The organism is Roseateles sp. (assembly GCF_044373315.1).
Lineage (GTDB): Bacteria > Pseudomonadota > Gammaproteobacteria > Burkholderiales > Burkholderiaceae_C > JACDQM01.
The window spans coordinates 1-21978 of sequence record NZ_JBILQK010000066.1 but is presented as its reverse complement, the minus strand read 5'-3'; the positions used below and the strand labels follow the sequence as shown (position 1 = coordinate 21978).

23 protein-coding genes are annotated in these 21978 nt (G+C 67.8%); 16 read left to right on the top strand and 7 right to left on the bottom strand.

The window, feature by feature from the left end; translation table 11 throughout:
* The first annotated feature begins 13 nt into the window (after positions 1 to 13).
* Positions 14 to 1075 (top strand): transporter, encoded by a 1062-nt coding sequence (locus ACIQ67_RS14400; protein ID WP_397535066.1) that lies wholly within the window; start codon positions 14 to 16, stop codon positions 1073 to 1075.
* A 77-nt stretch (positions 1076 to 1152) separates the two neighbouring features.
* Positions 1153 to 2472, top strand: a complete 1320-nt coding sequence (gene lplT, locus ACIQ67_RS14395) for a lysophospholipid transporter LplT (RefSeq protein WP_397535064.1) — start codon at positions 1153 to 1155, stop codon at positions 2470 to 2472.
* Positions 2473 to 2491: 19 nt separating this feature from the next.
* Here the strand turns inward: lplT and ACIQ67_RS14390 are convergent, their stop codons facing one another.
* Together ACIQ67_RS14390 and ACIQ67_RS14385 are read right to left on the bottom strand one after the other, a co-directional pair.
* Complete coding sequence (locus ACIQ67_RS14390; protein WP_397535063.1) at positions 2492 to 2761, bottom strand: zf-TFIIB domain-containing protein; 270 nt, start codon at positions 2759 to 2761, stop codon at positions 2492 to 2494.
* 81 nt (positions 2762 to 2842) lie between these two features.
* Positions 2843 to 3184 carry an HPF/RaiA family ribosome-associated protein gene (locus ACIQ67_RS14385; protein WP_397535062.1) on the bottom strand — a complete coding sequence of 114 codons (342 nt, stop codon included), beginning with the start codon at positions 3182 to 3184 and terminating at the stop codon, positions 2843 to 2845.
* A gap of 209 nt (positions 3185 to 3393) precedes the next feature.
* Here ACIQ67_RS14385 and ACIQ67_RS14380 point away from each other — a divergent pair, with 209 nt between their 5' ends.
* The 5 genes from ACIQ67_RS14380 to ACIQ67_RS14360 all read left to right on the top strand — a co-directional run bounded on the left by ACIQ67_RS14380 (position 3394) and on the right by ACIQ67_RS14360 (position 7166).
* Positions 3394 to 4482, top strand: a complete 1089-nt coding sequence (locus tag ACIQ67_RS14380) for a DUF3616 domain-containing protein (protein ID WP_397535061.1) — start codon at positions 3394 to 3396, stop codon at positions 4480 to 4482.
* A 41-nt stretch (positions 4483 to 4523) separates the two neighbouring features.
* On the top strand, positions 4524 to 5510 hold the full coding sequence (locus tag ACIQ67_RS14375) for a diacylglycerol/lipid kinase family protein (protein ID WP_397535060.1): 987 nt from the start codon (positions 4524 to 4526) through the stop codon (positions 5508 to 5510).
* Complete coding sequence (locus ACIQ67_RS14370) at positions 5507 to 6319, top strand: metallophosphoesterase family protein (protein ID WP_397535059.1); 813 nt, start codon at positions 5507 to 5509, stop codon at positions 6317 to 6319. The genes ACIQ67_RS14375 and ACIQ67_RS14370 overlap by 4 nt, the downstream gene beginning before the upstream one ends.
* Before the next feature lie 113 nt (positions 6320 to 6432).
* Positions 6433 to 6642 (top strand): hypothetical protein, encoded by a 210-nt coding sequence (locus tag ACIQ67_RS14365; protein ID WP_397535058.1) that lies wholly within the window; start codon positions 6433 to 6435, stop codon positions 6640 to 6642.
* 89 nt (positions 6643 to 6731) lie between these two features.
* Positions 6732 to 7166 carry a TerB family tellurite resistance protein gene (locus ACIQ67_RS14360; RefSeq protein WP_397535057.1) on the top strand — a complete coding sequence of 145 codons (435 nt, stop codon included), beginning with the start codon at positions 6732 to 6734 and terminating at the stop codon, positions 7164 to 7166.
* Between the two features lie 10 nt (positions 7167 to 7176).
* On the opposite strand, the gene ACIQ67_RS14355 is transcribed toward ACIQ67_RS14360, so the two are convergent.
* Positions 7177 to 8058 (bottom strand): LysR family transcriptional regulator, encoded by an 882-nt coding sequence (locus ACIQ67_RS14355; protein ID WP_397535056.1) that lies wholly within the window; start codon positions 8056 to 8058, stop codon positions 7177 to 7179.
* 192 nt (positions 8059 to 8250) lie between these two features.
* Between ACIQ67_RS14355 and ACIQ67_RS14350 the strand changes: the two genes are divergently transcribed.
* The 3 genes from ACIQ67_RS14350 to aqpZ all read left to right on the top strand — a co-directional run bounded on the left by ACIQ67_RS14350 (position 8251) and on the right by aqpZ (position 10708).
* Complete coding sequence (locus ACIQ67_RS14350; RefSeq protein WP_397535055.1) at positions 8251 to 9243, top strand: TerC family protein; 993 nt, start codon at positions 8251 to 8253, stop codon at positions 9241 to 9243.
* A 69-nt stretch (positions 9244 to 9312) separates the two neighbouring features.
* Positions 9313 to 9780, top strand: coding sequence for a cupin domain-containing protein (locus tag ACIQ67_RS14345; protein ID WP_397535054.1), 468 nt, complete (start codon positions 9313 to 9315; stop codon positions 9778 to 9780).
* A 238-nt stretch (positions 9781 to 10018) separates the two neighbouring features.
* The gene (gene aqpZ / locus ACIQ67_RS14340; RefSeq protein WP_397535065.1) at positions 10019 to 10708 is read left to right on the top strand and encodes an aquaporin Z; all 690 of its coding nucleotides are present in this window, start codon (positions 10019 to 10021) and stop codon (positions 10706 to 10708) included.
* Between the two features lie 130 nt (positions 10709 to 10838).
* Here aqpZ and ACIQ67_RS14335 read toward each other — a convergent pair whose 3' ends face one another.
* Complete coding sequence (locus ACIQ67_RS14335; protein ID WP_397535053.1) at positions 10839 to 12083, bottom strand: glycosyltransferase family 4 protein; 1245 nt, start codon at positions 12081 to 12083, stop codon at positions 10839 to 10841.
* A gap of 197 nt (positions 12084 to 12280) precedes the next feature.
* Between ACIQ67_RS14335 and ACIQ67_RS14330 the strand changes: the two genes are divergently transcribed.
* Positions 12281 to 12892 (top strand): hypothetical protein, encoded by a 612-nt coding sequence (locus ACIQ67_RS14330; protein WP_397535052.1) that lies wholly within the window; start codon positions 12281 to 12283, stop codon positions 12890 to 12892.
* Positions 12893 to 13034: 142 nt separating this feature from the next.
* Here ACIQ67_RS14330 and ACIQ67_RS14325 read toward each other — a convergent pair whose 3' ends face one another.
* Positions 13035 to 14687, bottom strand: coding sequence for an aminotransferase class III-fold pyridoxal phosphate-dependent enzyme (locus tag ACIQ67_RS14325; protein WP_397535051.1), 1653 nt, complete (start codon positions 14685 to 14687; stop codon positions 13035 to 13037).
* 64 nt (positions 14688 to 14751) lie between these two features.
* Between ACIQ67_RS14325 and asd the strand changes: the two genes are divergently transcribed.
* The 3 genes from asd (at position 14752) to ACIQ67_RS14310 (ending at position 18314) form a co-directional block, all read left to right on the top strand.
* Complete coding sequence (gene asd, locus ACIQ67_RS14320) at positions 14752 to 15615, top strand: archaetidylserine decarboxylase (protein WP_397535050.1); 864 nt, start codon at positions 14752 to 14754, stop codon at positions 15613 to 15615.
* 66 nt (positions 15616 to 15681) lie between these two features.
* Entirely contained in the window at positions 15682 to 16926 is a 1245-nt protein-coding gene (locus tag ACIQ67_RS14315; protein ID WP_397535049.1) for a glycosyltransferase, read from the top strand.
* A complete protein-coding gene (locus tag ACIQ67_RS14310; protein ID WP_397535048.1) occupies positions 16923 to 18314 on the top strand; it encodes a UDP-glucose dehydrogenase family protein in 1392 nt (463 codons plus the stop codon). Before ACIQ67_RS14315 ends, ACIQ67_RS14310 begins: the two co-directional genes overlap by 4 nt.
* Before the next feature lie 52 nt (positions 18315 to 18366).
* Here the strand turns inward: ACIQ67_RS14310 and ACIQ67_RS14305 are convergent, their stop codons facing one another.
* The gene (locus ACIQ67_RS14305) at positions 18367 to 19218 is read right to left on the bottom strand and encodes a UDP-2,3-diacylglucosamine diphosphatase (RefSeq protein ID WP_397535047.1); all 852 of its coding nucleotides are present in this window, start codon (positions 19216 to 19218) and stop codon (positions 18367 to 18369) included.
* Positions 19219 to 19368: 150 nt separating this feature from the next.
* Here ACIQ67_RS14305 and ACIQ67_RS14300 point away from each other — a divergent pair, with 150 nt between their 5' ends.
* Both ACIQ67_RS14300 and ACIQ67_RS14295 read left to right on the top strand, forming a co-directional pair.
* Positions 19369 to 19497, top strand: a complete 129-nt coding sequence (locus tag ACIQ67_RS14300; RefSeq protein WP_397535046.1) for a hypothetical protein — start codon at positions 19369 to 19371, stop codon at positions 19495 to 19497.
* Positions 19494 to 21347: a TonB C-terminal domain-containing protein gene (locus ACIQ67_RS14295; protein WP_397535045.1), complete on the top strand. Its 1854-nt coding sequence runs from the start codon at positions 19494 to 19496 to the stop codon at positions 21345 to 21347. The genes ACIQ67_RS14300 and ACIQ67_RS14295 overlap by 4 nt, the downstream gene beginning before the upstream one ends.
* Here ACIQ67_RS14295 and ACIQ67_RS14290 read toward each other — a convergent pair.
* Positions 21340 to 21978: alkane 1-monooxygenase (locus tag ACIQ67_RS14290; protein WP_397535044.1), on the bottom strand; the 639-nt coding region annotated here is incomplete at its 5' end. The two genes, ACIQ67_RS14295 and ACIQ67_RS14290, sit on opposite strands and share 8 nt — an antisense overlap.

Here is a 21978-nt window from a genome sequence, read left to right as displayed (position 1 = left end):
TCACCCACCACCGATGCCTGACCCAAGCTCCCCGTCCGCCCGGCCCGCGCTGACCACGTCCAACTACGGCGCGGACGCGAACGGGCTGATCTGCGGCTATCGCTTCCGCCCTGACGCCGCGGGCGAACCGCTCGATTCTTACGAGGCCGCCGCCTGGCTGCGCGCGGGCGGTGCGGCGCAAGCGGCGGCTGATGGCAGCTTCGTCTGGCTGCATTTCAACCTCTCGCACGCGCGCTGCGAGCAGTGGCTGCGCAGCCTGGCGGCGCTGGGCGACGAGTTCTTCGAAGCGCCGCACGCCGGCTCGCGCTCCTCGCGCATCGAGCGCGAGGGCGACGCACTCTTCGCCGTCATCAACGATGTGCTGTTCGACTTCAGCTTCGACGCCAACGATGTCTCCACGCTGTGGGTGCATCTGCGCGGCGGCCTGGTGGTCAGCGCACGGCGCCAGCCGCTGCGCTCGATCGACCGGCTGCGCGCTGACGTCAAGCGCGGCGAGCGCCTGGCCACGCCGGTGGCCTTACTGGACAATCTGCTGCGCGACCAGGCCGACGAGCTGCAGCGCATCGTGCGCAGCGCCACCGAGCGCATCGACGACATCGAGGATGCGGTGCTGGCTGGCATGACCGGCGGCCACAGCGCCGAGTTGTCGCGCCTGCGCCGCCTGGCGGTCCGCCTGCAGCGCTGGCTGGCGCCCGAGCCCGGCGCGTTGATGCGCATGCTGGCCAACCCGCCCCCTTTTGTCTCACCCGGCGATGCAGAGCGCCTGCGCCAGGCGGGTGAGGACTTCGCCCTGGTGCTGCGCGACATTGCAGCGCTGCAGGAGCGCATCCGCCTGCTGCAGGACGAGGCGGCCGCGCGCGTGGCGGTGGAAAACAATCGCAGCCTGTTCATGCTCAGCACGGTCACGGTTATGGCGCTGCCGATCAACCTGCTTGCTGGCCTGATGGGCATGAATGTGGGCGGCATACCGCTGGCCGAGCATCCGCATGGTTTTGCCTGGATGGTGCTGGTGGTGGTCAGCATCACCGCCCTGCTCGGCTGGCTCATCTGGCACCGCATGCACCGCAAAGCCTGAGCCTGCGCCGACAGCGACACCACCCTGTCACCAGTTCTTCACGCGGCCTTCATCCCAGGCGGCGATGCTGCACCCCCATGGCCCAGCGCGCATGGCGGCAACACGATTGCGAGCACCCACTCGGCGAGCCCGCCGACGTGCCTGAGGCTGCAAGGCCACGCCTGCCGCGCGGCTTCCACACGCTGATCGGCACGCAGTTCCTGTCATCGCTGGCCGACAACGCCTTACTGATCGTCACCATCGCGCTGCTGATCGAGCGTGGCGAGGCGCCCTGGCTGGCGCCACTGCTGAAGTTCGGCTTCACGCTGGCCTATGTGCTGCTGGCGCCTTTCATCGGCGCACTGGCCGACGCTGTGCCCAAGCACCGCCTGATGCGCTGGATGAATGCGCTGAAGATGCTCGGCCTGCTGGCCCTGATGCTGGGCCTGCACCCGGTGGCCGCCTTTGCCATCGTGGGCCTGGGCGCCGCCGGCTATGCGCCGGCCAAGTACGGCCTGCTGACCGAGCTGGTAAAGCCCCAGGCCCTGGTGGCGGCCAATGGCTGGCTGGAGGTCTCGGTGGTTGGTGCGGCGCTGGCGGGTGCGGTGCTGGGCGGCCTCCTGGTTGCGCCGTTCTGGCTGGACAGCGCGCTGTCGATGGGGCTGCTGGCGGCGCTGTCCGGCGAGGCCTTGCCGCTGGCGGCGACGCGCTACCTGCCCTCGCTGCTGCTGATCCTGGGCCTTTACGCTGCGGCCAGCGCGCTCAACCTGCGCGTGCCCGATAGCGGCGTGCGCTATGCCCGGCGCAGCTTCCGTCCGATGGCCTTGCTGGGTGACTTCGCCACCCAGCAGCGCACGCTCTGGCGTGACGCCGAAGGCGGCCTGTCGCTGGCCGTGACGACGGTGTTCTGGGGCCTGGGCGCCACGCTGCAGTTCGCCGTGCTGCGCTGGGCCGAAGACCGGCTGGGCCTGCCGCTGGCCGAGGCAACGCTGCTGCAGGTGGCGGTGGCGGTAGGCGTGGTGCTGGGTGCCTGTGCGGCCGGTCGCTGGGTGCCGCTCAACCAGGCCCGGCGCATGCTCGGCTTCGGGGTCGCCCTGGGTCTGCTGATCCCGCTGATCGGCCTGACCCACAGCGTGGCCGCCGCGCTGCCGCTGCTGGTGCTGGTGGGTGCGGTCGGGGGCCTGCTGGTGGTGCCGATGAATGCGCTGCTGCAGCACCGCGGCCATGTGCTGCTGAGCGCGGGCTGTTCCATCGCCGTGCAGGGCTTCTATGAAAACGCGAGTGTGCTGGCCATGCTGGCGGTCTACGCGCTGCTGCTGCGCGAAGGCGTCAGCATCGTCCTGCTGATGAGCGGCTTTGGCGGCGCGATTGCGCTGGGCATGGCGGTCTTGATGTGGCGGGAGCGACAGGCCCGGTGAAGCAGCCGCCAGCGCCGTGTCAGTCGAAGATATTGCCTAGCCAGGACTTGTTGCGCTTGCCGTGGGGGTTCCGGCCGTGCTCATGGTCGGAGTCGACAAACTGCGGCTTCGAACGCTCGTCCCGATGCTCCTGAACGGGCGGCGAACCCACATCGGCCGAGCGCGCGATCAGCTTGTCGAGCTCGCCGCGGTCCAGCCACACACCGCGGCATTGCGGGCAATAGTCGATCTCGACGCCTTGGCGATCGCTCATCAGCAGGACAGCATCGCTACAGCTGGGACATTTCATCAGGTACTCCTGAGGGTGTTGGGTTGACAGTGGAAAGCCCGGCCTGACCGGCAGGCTGCGGGCTGCTGCTCCGGCCCGGATTCAAAGCTCCTGGCTGAGCAGGCGCTGACGCAACCGGCGCGCGTCATGACTGCGGCGCCACAGACGCAACAGTAGACGGGCGGCACGATCCAGGGCACTGTCCAGCGCAGAACGCCAGTCGCGGGCCACGGCGGCTACCACCACCGAGCCGGCGCCATCGGTGCGGAACTCCAGCTGGCAGCGCTTGTCGATGCCGCCGCGCGGGCCGTTCACGTCCGACATCTGCACTTCGGCACGCGGCACCAGCCAGCGCAGGCGGCGCAGCGCGAAGCGCACGCGGCGTTCGGCCAGCTCACGCAACTCAGAGGCTTGCGGATCACGCGACTTGAACAGGACTTGCATCACAGGTCTCCAGCGGTTGAAAACCATTTCAATGTGGGGCCCGCTCAGATTCCTAAAAAGCAGCCTTTCGTGAACTTCAGCATCCGAAAAATCTGAACATGGAGCACACTTACGGCGGCACACTGGGATGTCTTGAGGCGACGCTTCGCAGCCCCTGCGAAGCGTCCGCCCTTTCATGTTTCAAAGCCCGCCTTGCGGAGACTGCGCCCATGCCAAAGGCCCGAAGTGCCAATGCCGTCCGTCTGGAATTCACCGCCGGCTCGCTGGTTCACGCCAACCTGTCCGGCGCTGCCTTCACCGGTGACTGGCTCTGGGTGGCGGGCGACGAAGCCTGCGGCCTGGACCGCCTGCGCCGACTCGACCCGGTGGGGCAGGAAACCCTGCGCTTCGGCGAGGTGCAGGACTTCCCCTTGTCCGACATGCTGGAGCTGCCCGGCACGGCCGAGGAAGAGGCCGACCTGGAGGGCATGGCCGTGGCGGACGGCTTCCTGTGGGTGGTCGGATCGCATGGCCTGAAGCGCAAGAACGCCAAGCCGGACCGCGACCATGCCGAGAACGCCAAGCGGCTGGCCAAGGTGACGCTCGACCGCAACCGGCGCCTGCTGGCCTGCCTGCCGATCGAGAACGACGCCAAGGGCGAGCCCTGCCTGGTGCGCCAGGCCGCCGATGGCCGTCGGGCGCTGCGCCTCAAAGGCGATGCACAGACCAACCAGCTCACCCGCGCGCTTGCTGACGATCCGCACTTCGGGCCTTATATGGCGATCCCGGGCAAGGACAACGGCTTCGACATCGAAGGCCTTGCGGTCGATGGACGCCGCCTGCTGCTGGGCCTGCGCGGCCCGGTGCTACGCGGCTGGTCGGCGCTGCTTGAAATCGAGGTGGAGGCCCGCGGCGACCAACTGCGCCTAGTGGCGCTGGACGAGGCCGGCACGCTGGTGCGCAAGCACTTCCTGCAGCTTGACGGCCTGGGCATCCGCGACCTGCACTTCTCCGGCGACGACCTCTACATCCTGGCCGGTCCGACGATGGTGCTGAACGGCGAAATCCGAGTCTTCAAATGGCCGGCAGCCAAAGCCCTGCTGGCGGCCAACCGCGAACCGGTGCGTTTCGAGGCGGCCCTGACCGAATCGGTCTCGCTGCCACACGGGCGCGGCAGCAACCGTGCAGAGGCGATCTGCGATGTTCCGCCGCAGTGGTCGGGCGGCCAGCCGAACTGGCTGGTTCTTTACGACGCGCCGGGTGCGGATCGAAAGGACGGCGAATACACGGTCTTCGGCGATCTGCTGCGCCACGCCTGAGCGCAGTCAGCCCGACCCGCTCGATCCGTCCAGCCCGGCCCATGTCTGCCTGCCCCGACATCGATCCCGCTGCGCCACTCGAGTATGTCATCAACTCCGCCTCGGGCAGCCATGACGCCCATCGCAAGGGCGAGATCATCGAGCGGGCCCTGCAGGCAGCCGGGCGACGCGGCACCTTGCACTTCAGCCAACCGGCCGAGCTGGCCCAAGTCGCGCAGCAGGCCGCTGCCAGCGCCTGCGCTGAGCGCACAGCCGTGGTGGCAGTCGGCGGCGATGGCACGCTCAACACCGTGGCACAAGCCGCGCATGCGGCGGGCTGCGCGATGGGCGTGGTGCCACAAGGCACCTTCAACTACTTCGCACGCACGCACAGCATTCCCGGCGACCCGGCCGAGGCGGCGCGCGGCCTGCTGGGCTGGACGCCGCAGCCGGTGCGGGTGGCGGCGATCAACGAGCGCGTCTTCCTTGTCAACGCCAGCGTTGGGCTCTATCCGGACCTGCTGGAAGACCGCGAGGCCTACAAGGCACGCTTCGGACGCAGCCGCTGGGTGGCGCTGTGGTCGGCCGCGGCAACGCTGCTGCGCGCGCAAAGGCAGCTGCGCCTGCATATCGAGCAAGGCAGCTCGGTGCAGGATGTGAGCACGCTGACCCTGTTCGTGGGCAACAACCGGCTGCAGCTGGAACAGCTGGGCGTGCAGCCGCTGGTCCATCCGCTCAGCGACGCCGCGCAGGGCCTCGAGGACGACTGCATCACCGCGGTGATGCTGCGGCCGATCGGCATGCTGTCGATGCTCAGGCTGATGCTGCACGGCGCGATGGGCACGCTCGGCGAGGCGCAGAGCGTGCGGCGCTTCGAGTTCAAGCACATGGTGGTGCGGCCGACGCTCGCCCATGGCCGCCGAGGCGTCAAAGTCGCCTTCGACGGCGAGGTCACACGCATGCGCGCGCCGCTCGACTTCCGCGTGTTGGAGCGGCCGCTGTACCTGCTGATGCCACAGGCCGGGCGCAGCGACAGGATCGCCGAATGAGCGTCCTGCTGCAGATCTCCGACACGCATTTCGGCACCGAGCAGCCGCCCGTCGTGGCGGCGCTGCTGGCGCTGGCGCGGCAGCAGGCGCCCGAACTGGTCGTGCTGTCCGGCGACATCACGCAGCGCGCGCGGCCGGCGCAGTTCATGGCGGCCCGAGCCTTCACCGAGCAGTTGGCGGCACCGCTGCTGGCGATTCCCGGCAACCACGACATCCCGCTGTTCGACCTGTGGGCGCGCCTGCGCCGCCCCTATGCGCGCCACTGCGCCGCCTTCGGTGCAGATCTGGAACCCACGCATGCCTCGGACGGGCTGATGGTGCTGGGCGTCAACACGACGCGGCCCTGGCGGCACAAGCATGGCGAGGTCTCCAGGCCGCAGATCGAGCGCGTGGCCCGGTCCCTGGCCGGCGCCCGGCCCGGGCAGCTGCGCGTGGTGGTGGTGCACCAACCGGTGGTCGTCACGCACGCCGCCGACGCCCCCAATCTGCTGCGCGGCCACGCCGCTGCCCTCAGGCACTGGGCCGATGCCGGTGCCGACCTCGTATTGGGTGGGCATATTCACCTGCCCTTTGTCGCCCGTCTGGACCACGGTCTGTCGCGCCCGATGTGGGCGGTTCAGGCAGGCACGGCCCTGTCCTCGCGCCTGCGCAGAGGCATGCCCAACTCGGTGAACCTGCTGCGCTGGGGCAGCAGCTCCGCAAGCGCGGGCTGCTGCGAGATCGAGCAGTGGGACTTCTCGGCAGCCGAGCAGGCCTTTGTCCGCGTTCGGGTCACCGAAGTCCGGCCGTCGCGCGCCCGAGCCGTGTGAAGTTTTGGCATCAGCTTCGAATTTGTCGAAGTTTCCATCACGGATTCGCTGCTTTTTCCTGCTGCCTTTCGAGTCCACATTCCAGGGTGTCGCAACTCTCTGAAGGCCTGAGCATGAAGGCTCGTTTCAATCGCCAACACTCCCGTCGCATGGGCTTGCTGCAGCGCGTCGTCGAAGGCCTGCAGCAGGCCTGGCGGCAACTGCAGCACGCGCTGGCGGGCGGCCCGCGCACCGCGGTGCTGCGGCCCATCCCGATCCGCACTGAGCCCACGCATCACGCGCGCCGTCAGCAGCGCACCAGCCGGTACGACTGGCGCGATTGACAGCGCCCGACTGCCGCGCACGCCCCTACACGGCCCGCCGTCCAGCGGCGGGCACCGCAACACCGACTCCTTCACGAAAGACGTCTGCCATGCGCTCCTACCCTCGCAACAGCCCCGAAGCCGCCGCACGCATCGTGGCCCTGGTCCTGATCGCCGACGGCCATGTCTGCCGCTCGGAGTTCGACGCGCTGACCGATCTGAATGCGCCCGGTGAGCTCGGCCTGCCGGCCGATGGCCTGCCGCGCATCGTGCAGACGCTGTGCGAAGACTTGCTGATGGGCGACCCCAGTAGCAGTTCGATGCTGGGCGGCGTCGATGCCAGCGCGCTGAGCTCGCTGATGGCCGAAGTGGACGAGCCCACGTTGCAGCGCCGGGTGTTCCGGCTGGCGCTCGCGGCCGCGCATGGAGACCGCCACGTCGCCGATGGCGAAGCCCTGGTGCTCGACGCCGCTCGGCGCCATTGGGGCCTCGGGGGCTTCGACCTCGGCGCGCATCGGCACGTCAACGACGCACGCGCGGCCTGAGGCCAGCCGTTCAGGACTGAGCCGCAGCCATCAGCTGCAGCACCAAGGGATGGTGCTGGCCGCGGCGTGAGCGGATAGCGTGGATCTCCTCCTTCACCTCATCGCAGCGCCCGAGCAAGCGCAGGCCACGCATCAGGCTGACATCGCTGGCGCCGAGCCGGCTGACCGGGAACACCCCCAGCCCACGCGCCGCGAACACCGCCAGCAGCGCGCTGTCCTCAAACTCGCCCACGATGGCGGGCCGTAAACCTTGGCTGTCGAACCAGCGGTCCAGCGCGGGCCGCAAGGCTGAATGCCCCGTCGGCAGCAGAACCGGCAGCCGGTTCAGGCATTGCGGGAACTGATCCACCTCCGCCTTGCGCACCAGGGCGCCCGGCCCGTACCACTCGACCGGCGATTCAACCAGCCGTTCGCTCGTCAGACGCAGGTTCGGGTTGCGCGGCGCGGGCTGCCCGGCCAGCACCACGTCCAGGTGATGCAGCGCCAGTTCGGCCAGCAACTGCTCGAACTCGCCTTCGTGGCACACCAGACGCAGCGAGGGTGTTTGTAGCACCGGCTCCAGCAGCGCATGGGCCGCCAGCTTGGAAATGCCATCCGACATGCCGACCGCCAGACGCGCCACCTTGCCGCTGGCCGCCTCACGCACCTCCTCAGGAATCATCTGGCCCAGCTGGAAGATCTCCTCGGCACGGGCAAACGCAGCTTGTCCCGCCTCGCTCAAGGTCACGCCCCGACCGGCCGGCTTGAGCAGCTGGTGGCCCAGCGCCTTCTCCAACTCACGCACCTGGGCACTGATGGTCTGCACCGCCATGTCCAGCCGTTGCGCTGCTCGCGCGAATCCCCCCTCCTTGGTGACGACCCAGAAGTAGTACAGGTGGCGGTAGTTCAGCATGCGGTCCTTTCTTCGGCGGGACCTCAGTCTAGGGGCTGCTGACACGACCGCAGGGTGTCGAGCGCCGGCGCACCGGCCCGCACCTTCGGTCGGGTTCGGAAACTACGAAGCTGAACTCATGCCTCGCCTGATTCCTCTGTTGCGCCGAACTGGCCACACTGCGCCATCTTCATCATCACTTTCACCAAGCGCATGGAAGCCCTGAGCACATTGTTTGCCGCCGAGTTCCTCGGCACACCGACCTGGGTCTGGCTGACCTTCATCGGCATCGTCATCGCGCTGCTGGTCTTTGACTTGGGCGTCCTGCACAAGGACGACCACGAGATCGGCGTGCGCGAGAGCCTGCTGCTCTCTGCCGGCTACATCAGCGTCGCGCTGATCTTCGGCGCCTGGGTCTGGTGGTACATGGGCCCGCAGAGCGGCATGGACTACTACACCGGCTTCATGATCGAGAAATCGCTGTCCATGGACAACGTCTTCGTGATCGCGCTGATCTTCAGCTTCTTCGCCATCCCGCGGCAGTACCAGCACCGCGTGCTGTTCTGGGGCATCCTCGGCGTCATCGTGATGCGCGCCATCATGATCGGCCTGGGTGCCACCCTGGTCAGCCAGTTCAGCTGGGTGCTCTACCTGTTCGGCGCCTTCCTGATCTTCACCGGCATCAAGATGTGGATCATTGCCGACCACATGCCCGACATCGCCAACAATCCGCTGCTGAAGTTCCTGAAGCGCCGCATGCGGGTGACCGAAGGCCTGCGCGGCAATGCCTTCTGGGTGCATGAGACTGACCCGGCCACCGGCAAGGTCGCGCGTTTCGCGACGCCGCTGTTCCTGGCGTTGGTGCTGATCGAGTTTGTTGACCTGGTGTTCGCGGTCGACTCGGTGCCCGCCATCTTCGCCATCACCACCGACCCCTTCATCGTCTACACCAGCAACATCTTCGCGATCCTCGGACTGCGGGCGCTGTACTTCGCACTGGCTGCGATGATCCATCGCTTCACCTACCTGAAGTACGCCCTGGCCCTGGTGCTGGTGTTCATCGGTTCGAAGATCTTCCTGGTCGGCATCATCGGCAAGATCCCCGCCGTGATCTCGCTCAGCGTCACCTTCGGCCTGATCGCCGGCGGCGTGCTGTGGTCGCTGTGGAAGACGCGCAACGAGCCTGCGATCGTCGAATCGAAGTGAACTGCGGGGCCGGTCCGCGGGCCGGCCTCGTGCAGAATCGGCGCGGCACAGCACCCACCGGAGAGCGCCATGCCCATCATCACGCCGGCCCAGCAGCACATCGAAGAGATCACCTACTTCCAGGACAAGGACCCCAATCTCGAGTGCTGGATCAGCGAGCCCGGGGGCCTGACACAGTTCGGCGCCTTCGTGCAGTTGCTGCAGCCCGATACCCGCTCATCGATCAAGCACTGGCACCGCGATGAGGATGAGCTGGTCTATGTGCTGGATGGCGAAATCACGGTGGTCGAAGGCGAGCAGCAGACGCTCTTGCGCGCCGGCGACGCGGCGACCTTCAAGGCAGGCACGCCGATCGGGCACTTCCTGTGGAACCGGGGCCTGCTTCCTGCCCGATGCCTGGTGGTCGGCACCCGTGCGCAGACGGACCGGATCACCTACCCCGACCATGACCGGCTGCTGCATCGCGACCGCTCTCAGCCGGAAGACATCTGGACCGACTTGAACGGCAATCCAGCATCCGATCCCTACGCAGCTTGAGGGCGGCGCCCAGGCCATCCTGACCCGGCCCGAACTGCGCGACGCGCCGGCAACCGGCGGGTGTTGGCGCGTTCGCCACAGCCGCGCGGGCTTCCGCAACGATGTCTCTTGGAGAGCCTGGCCGTCCAGCGTATCGTGCGCCTCGCGGGCCTATCGTCTTCGATGCCTGCCCATCCGGACAGGCCAGACAGCACTGCTCTTGATGGTCGACACCACTCACTCCATCAAGGGCAATCGGATGAAACAGTACGCAGCGGAATTCTTGGGAACCTTTTGGCTGGTGCTCGGCGGATGCGGCAGCGCCGTGCTGGCCGCCTCCTTTCCGCAGCTGGGCATCGGCCTGCACGGGGTGTCCCTCGCCTTCGGCCTCACGGTGCTGACCATGGCCTTTGCCATCGGCCATATCTCGGGCTGTCATCTGAACCCGGCCGTCTCGGTCGGTCTGTGGCTGGGTGGCCGCTTTCCTGCCGCCAAGCTGGCGCCCTACATCGTGGCGCAGGTGCTGGGCGCGGTGGCAGCGGGTGCCGTTCTCTATGTGATCGCCAGTGGCGCACCCGGCTTCGATGTCTCCAAGGGCTTCGCATCGAACGGCTACGGTGCCCATTCCCCAGGCGGCTACTCCTTGATGGCCGCCCTGGTGACGGAAGTGGTGATGACCGCTTTCTTCCTGCTCATCATCCTGGGCGCGACCGACAAGCGCGCGCCGCAGGGCTTCGCGCCGATTGCGATCGGCTTGGCACTGACGCTGATCCACCTCATCAGCATTCCGGTCACCAACACTTCGGTGAATCCGGCTCGCAGCACCGGCGTGGCGCTCTTCGTCGGTGACTGGGCTGTCGCCCAGCTGTGGCTGTTCTGGCTGGCGCCCCTCGTTGGCGCGATGCTGGGCGCCGTGGCCTACAAGTTCATCGCCAGCGAAAAGTCCTGAGCGGCTCCTGCGGTCTGCACGCACAGCGCCGCTCGCGCTGCGCGTGGACACGCCGCCGCACGGGCCTCAGCGCAGGGCGCCATGACCAGCATCAAGCCGTAGCGTCTGAACGTCGGCCAGACCGGCGACTTCAGGCCATGCGAACCCGGGTCGGGCTGGCAACGCCCCCCTGGGCGTGGCTGATCACGCCGCACAGCACCGACTCGAACTGCGCGACGATCTGGCGCCAGTCCAGCGACAGTGCGCGCTGGCGTGCCGCCGCCCCATAGCACTGCCATTGCGCGCGCGGATCGGCGGCCAAGGCAAGCGCGGCTCGCACAAAAGCCGCGTTATCGCCCAGTTTCACCAGCCGCCCCTCCACGCCTTCTCGTATCAGCTCGGCCGCGGCGGCGTAGTCAAAGGCCAGCACAGGCAGGCCGCTAGCCATCGCTTCGACCGTGACATTGCCGAAGGTTTCGGTCACGCTGGGGAACATGAACAGGTCCGCCGAGGCGTAGTGCGCCGCCAGGTCCAGGCCGCTGCGCTGGCCGGCGAACACCGCATCCGGGCATTGCTGCTGCAGCGCGCCGCGCAGCGGCCCGTCGCCCACCAGCACCAGCCGGGTGCCCGCCCGCTGAGCGCGGATGCGCTGGTAGGCCTCGATCAAGGTCTCCAGGTTCTTCTCCGAGGCCAGCCGGCCCACGCAGAGCAGCACCGTATCCTCATGCCCTGCACCCCAACTCTGGCGCAGCGCCGGGCTGCGATGGGCGGGGTCGAACTGGCTGAGGTCCACGCCGCGCGACACCACCTGCAGGCTGTGGAAACCATGGCGCTGCAGATCGGCGCGCAGCGCCTCGGTGGGCACCATGGTGCAGTGCGTGCGGTTATGGAACTTGCGCAGATAGGCCATGATGGGCCGCTGCAGCCAGCCCACGCCGTAGTGCTTGCTGTAGCTGTGGAAGTTGGTGCGGAAGTCCGAGCTGATAGGCAGGTGCAGCTGTGAGGCCGCCTGCAGCGCCGACCAGCCCAGCGGCCCCTCGGTGGCGATGTGCACCACATCCGGCCGCTGGTGCGACCACAGCGCTTTCAGATAACGCCGCGCCGGCATGCCCATGCGCAGATTGGGATAGCGCGGAATCGGCAGGCCGCGCATCAGCACCTGCTGCAGGCTGGCCTCATCCGTCGCATCGGCCACACCGCCCTCGGACGGCTGGCGTGGCCGGATCAGCTGCACGTCATGGTCGATGTCGCTCAGGCCCTGCACCACGCGGGCCAGGGTCAGGGCCACGCCGTTGACCTCGGGCGGATAGGTTTCGGTGACCACCGCCACGCGCAGGCTGCGACGCCTTGCGGGCAGATGGTCGACGACGATGTGCGCTGAGCTGCTGTCATGCATGCGCGGATGCTGCCCGGAGCAAGCGACGATTGCGTGACAAGCCGCTTGAAAGCGATCAGACACCGATCTGTCACGCCGCGGTCATCCAAGCTGCGCAGCATCGGGCCCGCGCCGGCTCCGTCTCAGCGACTCAGCCCTCGTGCGGCCAGCACTGGAACTCCGGCGACCCATCTACGACCGACACACAGAGGACGCCCGTGAAGAACTTCCTTGAACTGCTCGCGATCCAGCGCTGGGACGACCATCGCTTCTACCACCAGAGCCGCATCAACCAGACCCTGCATCTGATCAGTGCGATCTCCTTTCTGTGCGCCTATGCGCTGCTGTTCGTCGATCCGGCGACGGCGGCGCTGGTCGCCTGGGGCGTGTCGATGACGACCCGCCAGGCCGGCCACTTCTTCTTCGAGCCGCGCGGCTTCGACCAGATCAACCAGGTCAGCGACGAGTACAAGGAAGAAGTGAAGGTGGGCTACAACATGCGCCGCAAGGTGGTTCTGCTGAGCGTGTGGGGTCTGCTGCCGCTGGCGCTGTGGTTCTTCCCCTCGATGGGCGGCCTGATCGAGCCAGCCACCGATACCAAGGGCTGGTTGCACGACGTGGGCATGGCCTGGCTGTCCCTGGGCGTCACTGCCGTGCTGCTGCGCGTGCTGCAGCTGTGGGTGAAGGAAGGCAGCCCAGTGCCCGGCATCGCCTGGGCCACCAAGATCATCACCGACCCGGTTTGGGACATCCTGCAGTACTACAAGGCGCCCTTCTATTTGCTCAAAGGCGAGCTGCTCGACCCCATGCCCGAGGTCCGCCGAAGCTAAGTACCCCTAGTCTTTTGGGGCCAGGCTTAGAGCGGCGAACAAAGCCCAGCGAAGCGGTTCTGGCTGGGCGTCCTGGCGCAGACAGTACATGCGGGTACGGCAAGCCAGGGCAACGACGCCAGAAGTGCTTTGTTGGCCGCTCTTAGCCCCTGATCCGCTGCAGCACTTCCTTGAGGATGCTGCGGCGGATGCTGCGGTTGCTGGCCTTCTCGTCCCGCCACCACCAGCCATCGGCCTGCATGTCCTGCGCAGCGGCCACAAAGCGCTGCGCAACGTGCTCGAAATCCTGATCCGTGTAGTTCAAGCTGAAGATGAAGCGTCCGCTGCCCACCCAGCTCAAGCCCAGGCCATGGCGGCGCAGATAGAACTGCAGCATCCAGTTGTAGCGCGAGGGCTGGGTGTAGAGCACGGTCCAGACCGTGCCCATATTCGCCACCTGCACCGGCAGGTCGGCCGCTGCGAGCCGCTCGTTCAGGCTGGCGGCACGCGCGTTCCAGCGCTCGTCCATGCCCTCATAGATCGCCTGCACCGCGGGCGATTCCAGCCGGTCGAGAAAGGCCTTCATCGCGCCCATCACATAGGGATGACTGTTAAATGTGCCTCGCGCGAAGCAGATGTCGGCCGGCCGTTCGTCGCGATAGCGCTGCATCAGGTCGGCACGACCGCAGACCACGCCCACCGGCAGGCCGCCGCCCAGGGTCTTGCCGTAGGTGACCATGTCGGCGCGCACGCCGAAATACTCTTGCGCGCCGCCCGGTGCCAGGCGAAAGCCCAGGAACACCTCGTCAAAGATCAGCACGATGCCGCGCTCGCTGCACACCTCGCGCAGGCGCTGCAGCCATTGCGTGTACGCCGCACGGTCGAAGCCGGCGCGCCGGCCGCTGTCCACCAGCGAGGAGTCGCCCGGCGCCGAGGCATTGGGGTGCAGAGCCTGCAGCGGGTTGATCAGCACGCAGGCGATATCGCGGCGCGTGCGCAGCACCTGCAGCGCACGCTCGCTCATGTCCTGCAGCGTGTAGACATCGCGCGGCGGCAGCGGGTTTCCCGGACCGGGCTGCACGTCTTCCCACCAGCCGTGATAAGCGCCGCAGAAGCGCACCAGGTGCGAACGCCGCGTGTGATATCGCGCCAACCGCACAGCCTGCATCACCGCCTCGGTGCCCGACATATGGAAGGACACCTGATCCTGGCCGGAGATGCGGGCCAGGCGCCGCACGTTATCCAGCACGCAAGGGTGGTAGCTACCCAGAACCGGGCCCAGCTCGGCCACCAGCGCCGCGCCTTCGGCGATGCAGGCCTTGTAGAAGTCGTAGCCGAACAGATTGACGCCGTAGGAGCCCGCCAGGTCGTAGGCCTGGTTGCCGTCCACATCCTTGATCTTCACGCCGCTACTGCTGTCGACGAAAGCGCTGAGCTTGAGCCGCTCGCGCAGATAGGGGCTGAACTGGAAGGGCACCCGGTAGCGGCTGGTGAACTGCAGATCCGGCAGCAGGCCGCGCGCGGCCGCGCTCATCTCGGCACCGCGGGCGTAGCGTTCGGCGAACTGGGCGCACAGGCGCTCGAAGGCGGCGCGCCGGCGGGCCTGCAGCTCGGGCGGTGCACCGTCGGCGCCGAAGAAGCGCGCTTCGTCGTAGGCATAGCCCGGCAGCAGACCGGCCACGCGCTTGGCCATGCGCGAGTGCCCGGCCAGCGACCGGTGCTTGGCGCGCGAGAGCTGCAGCCGCCGATGCAGGCGCGGCAGCGCCAGGCTCAGCGCAGCGCCAAGAGTGATCAGTGCAAGCGTTTGATGTTCCATGAGTGCGGCCGGTTGACGATGCCGCGTATTTACCAAGTTGCTTTGACAAGTGGATGACCATCCCATGAAGAGAATGCTGCGCCAGCTTCTGCTGCAGGAAGATCTGAACTTCCTGCTGACCAACCGCGTGCCGCGCGCGCTGCTGACGCGCTGGATGGGCTGGTTCAGCCAGCTGCGCAGCCCCTGGCTGGCGCGGCTGTCGATCCGCACCTGGCGCCTGTTCACCGATCTGGACCTGAGCGACGCGCGCGAACATCACTTCGACAGCCTGCATGCCTGCTTCACCCGCGCGCTGGTGGACGGCGCACGCCCGGCCGACCCCGATCCGGCGCTGCTGGCCAGCCCCAGCGACGGCATCGTCGGCGCCTGCGGCCGGGTCGAGGGCACGACGGTGTTCCAGGCCAAGGGCTATCCCTATCAGCTGGGGGAGCTGTTCGGGCCCAGCCAGGACATCACGCCATTCAAGGACGGCGTCTTCATCACGCTGCGCCTGACCTCCAGCATGTATCACCGCTTTCACGCGCCGCATGACGGCCGGGTCGAGCATGTCACCTACCTCAGCGGCGACACCTGGAACGTCAACCCGATTGCGCTCACGCGCGTGGAGCGCCTGTTCTGCCGCAATGAACGCGCGGTGCTGCGCACGCGACTGGCGCGCGGCGCCCATCAGGTGGCGCTGGTGCCGGTGGCGGCCATCCTGGTGGCCAGCATCCGCCTGCACTTTCTTGATGTGCTGCTGCACCTGCGTTGGCGCGGCCCCAACGAGATACCCTGCGACGCTGGGATGCGCAAGGGCGAAGAGCTCGGCTGGTTCCAGCATGGCTCCACCATCCTCATCTTCGCGCCCAAGGACTTCGCGCTGCTTGACGGGATCGAGTGCGGTGCGCGCGTCAAGGCCGGCCAGGCACTGATGCGTCTGCCCGACTGAGCCGCGTCACGAAACTGTCGAGACCGCGTCACGCCACGGTCATCGCAGCGCCCGATGCTGCTGGGCATGGAAGATTTGGCCACGCGCATCACCCTGGTCTACTTCGACGCCGGTGGCGGCCACCGGGCAGCGGCACGTGCGCTGCAGACCGTGATCCAGCAGCAGCATCGGCCCTGGTCGGTGCGGCTGGTGAATCTGTTCGACGCCATCGATCCCGGTCAGCGCTTCCAGCGAGCGCTGGGCTGTGCGCCCGAGGACTTCTACAACCGCCGGCTGGCGCGCGGCTGGACCTATGGCATGAGCCAGGAGCTGCGCCTTCTGCAGCTGCTGATCCGAGTCGCGCACCGCCCGCTGCTGCGCGCGCTGCAGCAGCACTGGCGTGCCACCCGGCCGCAGCTGGTGCTGTCGCTGATTCCGAATTTCAACCGCTGTCTGCATGAGTCGCTGGACATCAGCCTGCCGGGCGTTCCCTTCGCCACGCTGCTGACCGATATCGCCGACACGCCGCCGAACTTCTGGATCGAACGCGGGCAGGAGCGGCAGCTGATCGTCGGCAGCGCGAAGGCGCACCAGCAGGCGCGTGATGCCGGCTATGCCGACGGCCTGATCTCACGCGTGTCCGGAATGCTGCTGCATCCGAGCTTCTACGCCCCTCCACCGCCCCTCGCCGAGCGGGCGCAGACCTTGCGCGCGCTGGGGCTAGACCCGGCGCTGCCGGTGGGCATCGTGGGGTTTGGCGGCCAGGGCTCGATGCAGATGTTACGCATCGCCCGCGCGCTGCCAGAGGAACAGCTGATCCTCTTGTGCGGCCGCAATGAGGAACTGCGCCAACGCCTGGAGCGCAAGCCTTCGACCGAGCGGCGCCAGGTGGCGCTGGGCTACACCGAGCAGATGGCCTCGGTTCTGCATCTAGGCGACTACTTCATCGGCAAGCCCGGCCCCGGCAGCCTCAGCGAAGCCTTGCACTGCGGCTTGCCTGTGCTCAGTTTCGACGGGCCCAGCGTGATGCCCCAGGAGCGTTACAACGCCCAGTGGCTGCGCGAAGAGGGCCTCGGCGTGCTGGTGCGTTCGGTGGCGGAGATCCGCGACGGCCTGGATGTGCTGCTGGCCGAGTTGCCGCAGTTCAGTCAGCGCGTCGCACGGCTCGACAACCGGGCGCTGTTCGAGGTGCCCGACATCCTTGAACGCATCCTGCAAGAAGCGACCCGCCAGGCCGGCCGTCCCGCGTTGGAAGGCCAGATTCCCACGGGCGTGCCGCCGCTTGCCCGCCCCCTCCCTCTTGCCAACCGACTGCAGGTGAAACGCCCATGAAAGTCTCTGTCTTTGGCGCCGGCTATGTCGGCCTCGTCACCGCCGCTTGCCTGGCCGATATGGGCAATAGCGTGGTCTGCGTGGATGTCGATCCGGCGCGTGTGGACCTGCTCAACTCGGGCGGCGTGCCCATCCACGAGCCGGGGCTGGACGAGCTGATCCGACGCAATGCCGCCGCGGGCCGACTGAGCTTCACGCTGGATGCGGCGAGCGGCGTCAACCACGGCACCATCGTCTTCATCGCAGTCGGCACTCCGGCCAGCGAGGACGGCTCGGCCGACATCGAGCATGTGCTGGCTGCGGCCCGCAGCATCGGCCACCACATGCTCGACTACAAGGTGATCGTCGACAAGAGCACGGTGCCGGTGGGCACGGCCGAACAGGTGCAGCAGGCCGTCGCCGAGCAGCTGCGCGCGCGCGCTGCGGTGCTGCCCTTTGCGGTGGTGTCCAACCCAGAATTCCTGAAGGAAGGCGTGGCCATCGAGGACTTCATGCGTCCCGACCGCGTGGTGGTGGGCTCCGACGACGAGCAGGCCACGCTGCTGATGCGTGCGATCTACGCGCCCTTCCTGCGCAACCGCGACCGCATGCTGGTGATGGACCGCCGCAGCGCCGAACTGTGCAAGTACGTGGCCAACGCGATGCTGGCCTCGCGCATCAGCTTCATGAACGAGATGGCAATGCTGGCCGAGCGTCTGGGGGCCGACATCGAGCAGGTGCGCTTGGGGATAGGCAGCGACCCGCGCATCGGCAGCCAGTTCCTCTACGCCGGCTGCGGCTGGGGTGGCTCCTGCCTGCCCAAGGATGTGAAGGCGCTGCGCCATATGGCCGAGGGAACAGGTCTGCACCTGGGCCTCCTCGACGAGGTGCAGCAGATCAATGAACGCCAGCGCCTGCTGCTCGTGGACCGCGTGGTGGCGCGCTTCGGCGAGTGTCTGGATGGCCTGAGCTTCACGCTGTGGGGGCTGGCCTTTAAGCCCGGCACCGACGATTTGCGCGAGGCGCCCAGCCTCAAGATCATCGACGCGCTGCTGGCGCGCGGCGCCACTGTGCGGGCCTTCGACCCGGTGGCGATGCCGGCCGTCGCAGCACGCTGGCCCGGTCGCGCCGGGCTGACCTTGTGCGCCGACCCTTATGAAGCAGCCCAGGGCGCTTCGGCCCTGCTGCTGGTGACCGAGTGGCGCGAATTCCGCAGCCCTGATTTCGCACGCCTGCGCGAGGCGATGCAGACACCGCTGCTGCTGGACGGCCGCAATCTCTACGACCCGGCCTGGATGCGCGCGCAGGGCTTCGAGCACATCGGCATCGGCCGGGGCGCGGTGCCGCCGACAGCGGCGCGCGTGGAAGCGCTGCTGGAGTCGCCGCTGGGGCAGGCGCTGGTGGCCTGAACGCGCCGCCTTCCTGGGCGGCAGCGCGCTAGCCGCGCGTCCGCTCAGGCGCTCAGCGCTTCGCCACCACGCCTTCCGGCAGCGCTGCCGGTTCAGCGGCCGTCACGCTGGAGGCCTTGGCCCGCGCTAAGGCGTGCTGGGCCAGCAAATGAGCGCTGTAGTCAAGAATCTCCAGCCGGCCATCGGCATGCTCCACCAATGCGGTGAGGCTCTCGACCCAGTCTCCATCGTTGCAGTAGAGAATGCCGTCGATCTCGCGCATCTCGGCCTGGTGAATGTGGCCGCAGACCACGCCATGCACGCCGCGTTTGCGCGCCTCGCGGGCCACCGCCTCCTCGAAGTCGGAGACGTAGCTGACCGCACGTTTGACCTTGAGCTTCAGGTAGCGCGACAGGCTCCAGTAGGGCAGGCCGATGCGCGCACGCAAGCGGTTGAAGTGGCGATTCATGCGCAGCGTGAACTCGTAGGCTGCATCGCCCACATAGGCCAACCACTTGGCGCACTGGATGACGCCATCGAAAAGATCGCCATGCGTGACCCACAGCTTGCGGCCGTCGGCGGTGATGTGGATGCAGTCTTCCACCACATCGACACCACCGAAGTTATGCGAGACATATCGCCGCGCGAATTCGTCATGGTTGCCGGGCACGAACACCACGTGTGTGCCCTTGCGCGCCTTGCGCATGATCTTCTGCACCACATCGTTGTGCGATTGCGGCCAGTACCAGCTGCGCTTGAGCTGCCAGCCGTCGACGATGTCGCCGACCAGGTAGAGCGTGTCGCACTCCACGTCTCGCAGGAAGGCGAGAAGGGCCGAAGCCTGGCAGCCCGGTGTGCCGAGGTGCAGGTCCGATATCCAGACCGTGCGGACCTTCATGACATGTGTGCTGGGTTCCTGGTTCATGGGGCATGCTCCCGTGATGTCCTGGAAGGCCATGCTCGCCGGCACGTGTGACGCGGCCATGAAAAGGCTGCGGCGCGGCGGATGTGGCGGGTGCGCGCAACAGCCGAAGCTCCCGCGACCTCGGGGTGGACCCGGCGCGGATCCCGCGAATTGGATAAGACAATAGCCGGCATGCTGGCCGTGATGAACCCTTCGATGCTGCTGTTCCGTCACCCCGCACCCAGCCCTGCGCTGAGGGCGGAGGCCAGCCTGCGCGACTTGCAGGCGGAGCAGGCTTGAGCGCGCCCGCATCGCACCCCCAGCCCGCGCCTGCCAACGATGCGACGGCAGCCGCGTCCGCGCCGCACAGGCCGATTCCCAAGCGCCGGCCGCCGTTGCTGGCCCTGATGGTCTCGCTGCTGATCCACGCCCTGCTGCTGAGCCTGAGCTTTGGCGGCGATGCGCTAGGGCTGCCCGGACTGACCCTGCCCTGGAAGGACCGGCGCGCTGAAGTGCCCGAGCTGCGTGCCGTACTACTGCCCGCGCCCACGCTGCCGCCGGACGCGGCGCCAGAGCCAGAGCCGGCGGCGAGTGAACCTGCCGCGGCAGCGTCGGCCGCCCTGGCCGTAGCAGCCGAAGTGCCCCCTTCCCCGCCCACTGAGGGCATGGGCGCCACCGCCTGGCTCGCGCCTAGCGCCCTGCCCGAGCCCGACCTTGCCGCCGATGGTGCGAGCGCACAGCCGGCGCCCGTCGAAACCGCGGCCGCCAGCCGCCCCGTCGAGCCGGCCGCACCTGCCCTGATCTCTGTCGCGCCTGCCAAGGATGCACTGTGGAGCGTGCGTGCAGCGCCTGAAGCACCGTCCCCGGCATCGGCCCCTGCGCCGGCCGCAGCGGCCTCGGCCCCGAGCGAGCCCCTGCCAGATCCGGCCACGGCCGAACTCGACCGCCAACGACAGGAAGCCCAGAAGCTGGTCCAGCAGTTGGCCCAACAGCAGGCACAGCAGCAGGCCGATCAGCAGCGGGAGCTGGCCCGCCTTGCAGCGGCCCGACATGACGCTGCGAAGCTTGAAGCCGCACGGGTCGAGAGTGAGCGCCTGGCCGCCGCCCAGCAGGCCGCAGCCAAGCTGGAGGCCGCCAAGCAGGACAGCTTGAAGCAGGACGCCCTGCGGCTGGAAGCCGCGCGTGCCGAGGCGGCGCGCGTTGAGGCCCGCGCGGAAGCCGAGCGCCTGGAGGCGGCACGGGTGTCTGCAGCGCGCCAGGAGGCGGCCCGCCAGGAAGTGGTTCGGCAGGAAGCCGCACGACTGGAGGCCGAGCGCCAGGCCGCAGCCAAGCAGGAGGCTGCACGTCAGGAAGCCGCACGGCAAGAAGCGGTGCGCCTGGAGACCGAACGCCTGGAGGCCGCCCGGCAAGCTGCTGCTGCAGCGGCGCGTCAGGAAGCCGCGCGCCAGCAGGCCGCGAGGGCCGAGGCTGAACGCCTGGAAGCCGAACGGCAAGCTGCAGCCCGCCAGGCCGCCGCAGCGCAGGAAGCCGCACGCCAAGCTGCTGCACAAGCTGCTGCACAAGCTGCTGCACAAGCTGCTGCACAAGCTGCTGCACAGGCTGCTGCACAGGCGGCCGCCGCGGCACAGGCCGAGTCCGCGCGTCTGGCCGGCGTGCAGGCTGCGGCCCAGGCCGCCGCACAAGCCGCTGCCGAAAGCCGTGAGGCCCGCCTGCGCGCCATCGGCCGTCAGCTGGACGAGGAAGCCGCACGTCGCGATGCTGCCGCCGCGCGCCAGTCACTCGGCCCCTCGGCCAGCCCGCTTCGCCGCGGACGTCTGTTCGGGCGCATCGACAGCAATGCCGAGCTGGTGCTCTATGCCGAAGCCTGGGGCCGCAAGATCCAGCTCAACCAGACTTTTGAGATGGTGCGCGATCTGGCCCGCCCGCCCTACACCGATCCAGTGGTGACGGTGGCGATCCGCAGCGACGGCTCGGTCGAGTCGATCAGCTTCGTGCGCTCCAGCGGCCAGCCCTTGCTCGACGAAGCGATACGCCGCGTCATCAACAGCCAGGCCAACTACCCGGCCTTCTCGCCGGCGCTGGCGCGGGATTACGACGTGATCGAGATCCGCCGCACATGGAGCTTCGATATGGCGATACGGCTCAACTGAAGCAGCGCGCCGGCATCTGGAGCCGGTGCTTGGCGATCAGGCGCTCGCGCTGGCTGGACTCGAAGTTGATGCGCTGCGTGTTGCGCCCGACCACGGCCAGCAGGCGCTCATCCATCAGCTTGAACCACAGGGGCGGGATGTAGGCGATGGTGAACATGCCGAAATAGCCACTGGGCAGTTGCGGCAAGTTCTCAAAGTGGCGCAGCGACTGGTAACGCCGAAGCGGGTGTGCATGGTGGTCCGAGTGGCGCTGCAGATGGAACACCGCCCAGTTGGAGAAGATGTGGTTGCTGTTCCAGGAATGGTGCGGCTGGCAGGGCTCGTAGCGGCCATTGGGCAACTGCTGCCGCAGCAGGCCGTAGTGCTCGATGTAGTTGGCCGAACTGAGCTGGAAATTGGCCCAGAAGGCGGTCGCCAGGATGAAGGGCAGCACCTGCGGCCCGAGCCACATCATCAGGCCGCACCACAGCGCCAGCGTGATCAGCGCTGGCTGGAGGATCTCGTTCTTCAGCGACCAGACGGGCAGGCCCGCCTTCTGCAGCCGCGCACGTTCAAGGCCCCAGGCGCGCCGGAAGGCGCCTGGCATCTCACGCAGCACGAAGCGGTAGATGGACTCGCCCATGCGTGAGGA

Bases quoted from the DNA above. Each gene is read 5' to 3' on its own strand.
- ACIQ67_RS14400 (WP_397535066.1), top strand. From the start codon at position 14: ATGCCTGACCCAAGCTCCCCGTCCGCCCGGCCCGCGCTGACCACGTCC.
- lplT (WP_397535064.1), top strand. From the start codon at position 1,153: ATGGCCCAGCGCGCATGGCGGCAACACGATTGCGAGCACCCACTCGGC.
- ACIQ67_RS14390 (WP_397535063.1), bottom strand. From the start codon at position 2,761: ATGAAATGTCCCAGCTGTAGCGATGCTGTCCTGCTGATGAGCGATCGC.
- ACIQ67_RS14385 (WP_397535062.1), bottom strand. From the start codon at position 3,184: ATGCAAGTCCTGTTCAAGTCGCGTGATCCGCAAGCCTCTGAGTTGCGT.
- ACIQ67_RS14380 (WP_397535061.1), top strand. From the start codon at position 3,394: ATGCCAAAGGCCCGAAGTGCCAATGCCGTCCGTCTGGAATTCACCGCC.
- ACIQ67_RS14375 (WP_397535060.1), top strand. From the start codon at position 4,524: ATGTCTGCCTGCCCCGACATCGATCCCGCTGCGCCACTCGAGTATGTC.
- ACIQ67_RS14370 (WP_397535059.1), top strand. From the start codon at position 5,507: ATGAGCGTCCTGCTGCAGATCTCCGACACGCATTTCGGCACCGAGCAG.
- ACIQ67_RS14365 (WP_397535058.1), top strand. From the start codon at position 6,433: ATGAAGGCTCGTTTCAATCGCCAACACTCCCGTCGCATGGGCTTGCTG.
- ACIQ67_RS14360 (WP_397535057.1), top strand. From the start codon at position 6,732: ATGCGCTCCTACCCTCGCAACAGCCCCGAAGCCGCCGCACGCATCGTG.
- ACIQ67_RS14355 (WP_397535056.1), bottom strand. From the start codon at position 8,058: ATGCTGAACTACCGCCACCTGTACTACTTCTGGGTCGTCACCAAGGAG.
- ACIQ67_RS14350 (WP_397535055.1), top strand. From the start codon at position 8,251: ATGGAAGCCCTGAGCACATTGTTTGCCGCCGAGTTCCTCGGCACACCG.
- ACIQ67_RS14345 (WP_397535054.1), top strand. From the start codon at position 9,313: ATGCCCATCATCACGCCGGCCCAGCAGCACATCGAAGAGATCACCTAC.
- aqpZ (WP_397535065.1), top strand. From the start codon at position 10,019: ATGAAACAGTACGCAGCGGAATTCTTGGGAACCTTTTGGCTGGTGCTC.
- ACIQ67_RS14335 (WP_397535053.1), bottom strand. From the start codon at position 12,083: ATGCATGACAGCAGCTCAGCGCACATCGTCGTCGACCATCTGCCCGCA.
- ACIQ67_RS14325 (WP_397535051.1), bottom strand. From the start codon at position 14,687: ATGGAACATCAAACGCTTGCACTGATCACTCTTGGCGCTGCGCTGAGC.
- asd (WP_397535050.1), top strand. From the start codon at position 14,752: ATGAAGAGAATGCTGCGCCAGCTTCTGCTGCAGGAAGATCTGAACTTC.
- ACIQ67_RS14315 (WP_397535049.1), top strand. From the start codon at position 15,682: ATGGAAGATTTGGCCACGCGCATCACCCTGGTCTACTTCGACGCCGGT.
- ACIQ67_RS14310 (WP_397535048.1), top strand. From the start codon at position 16,923: ATGAAAGTCTCTGTCTTTGGCGCCGGCTATGTCGGCCTCGTCACCGCC.
- ACIQ67_RS14305 (WP_397535047.1), bottom strand. From the start codon at position 19,218: ATGAACCAGGAACCCAGCACACATGTCATGAAGGTCCGCACGGTCTGG.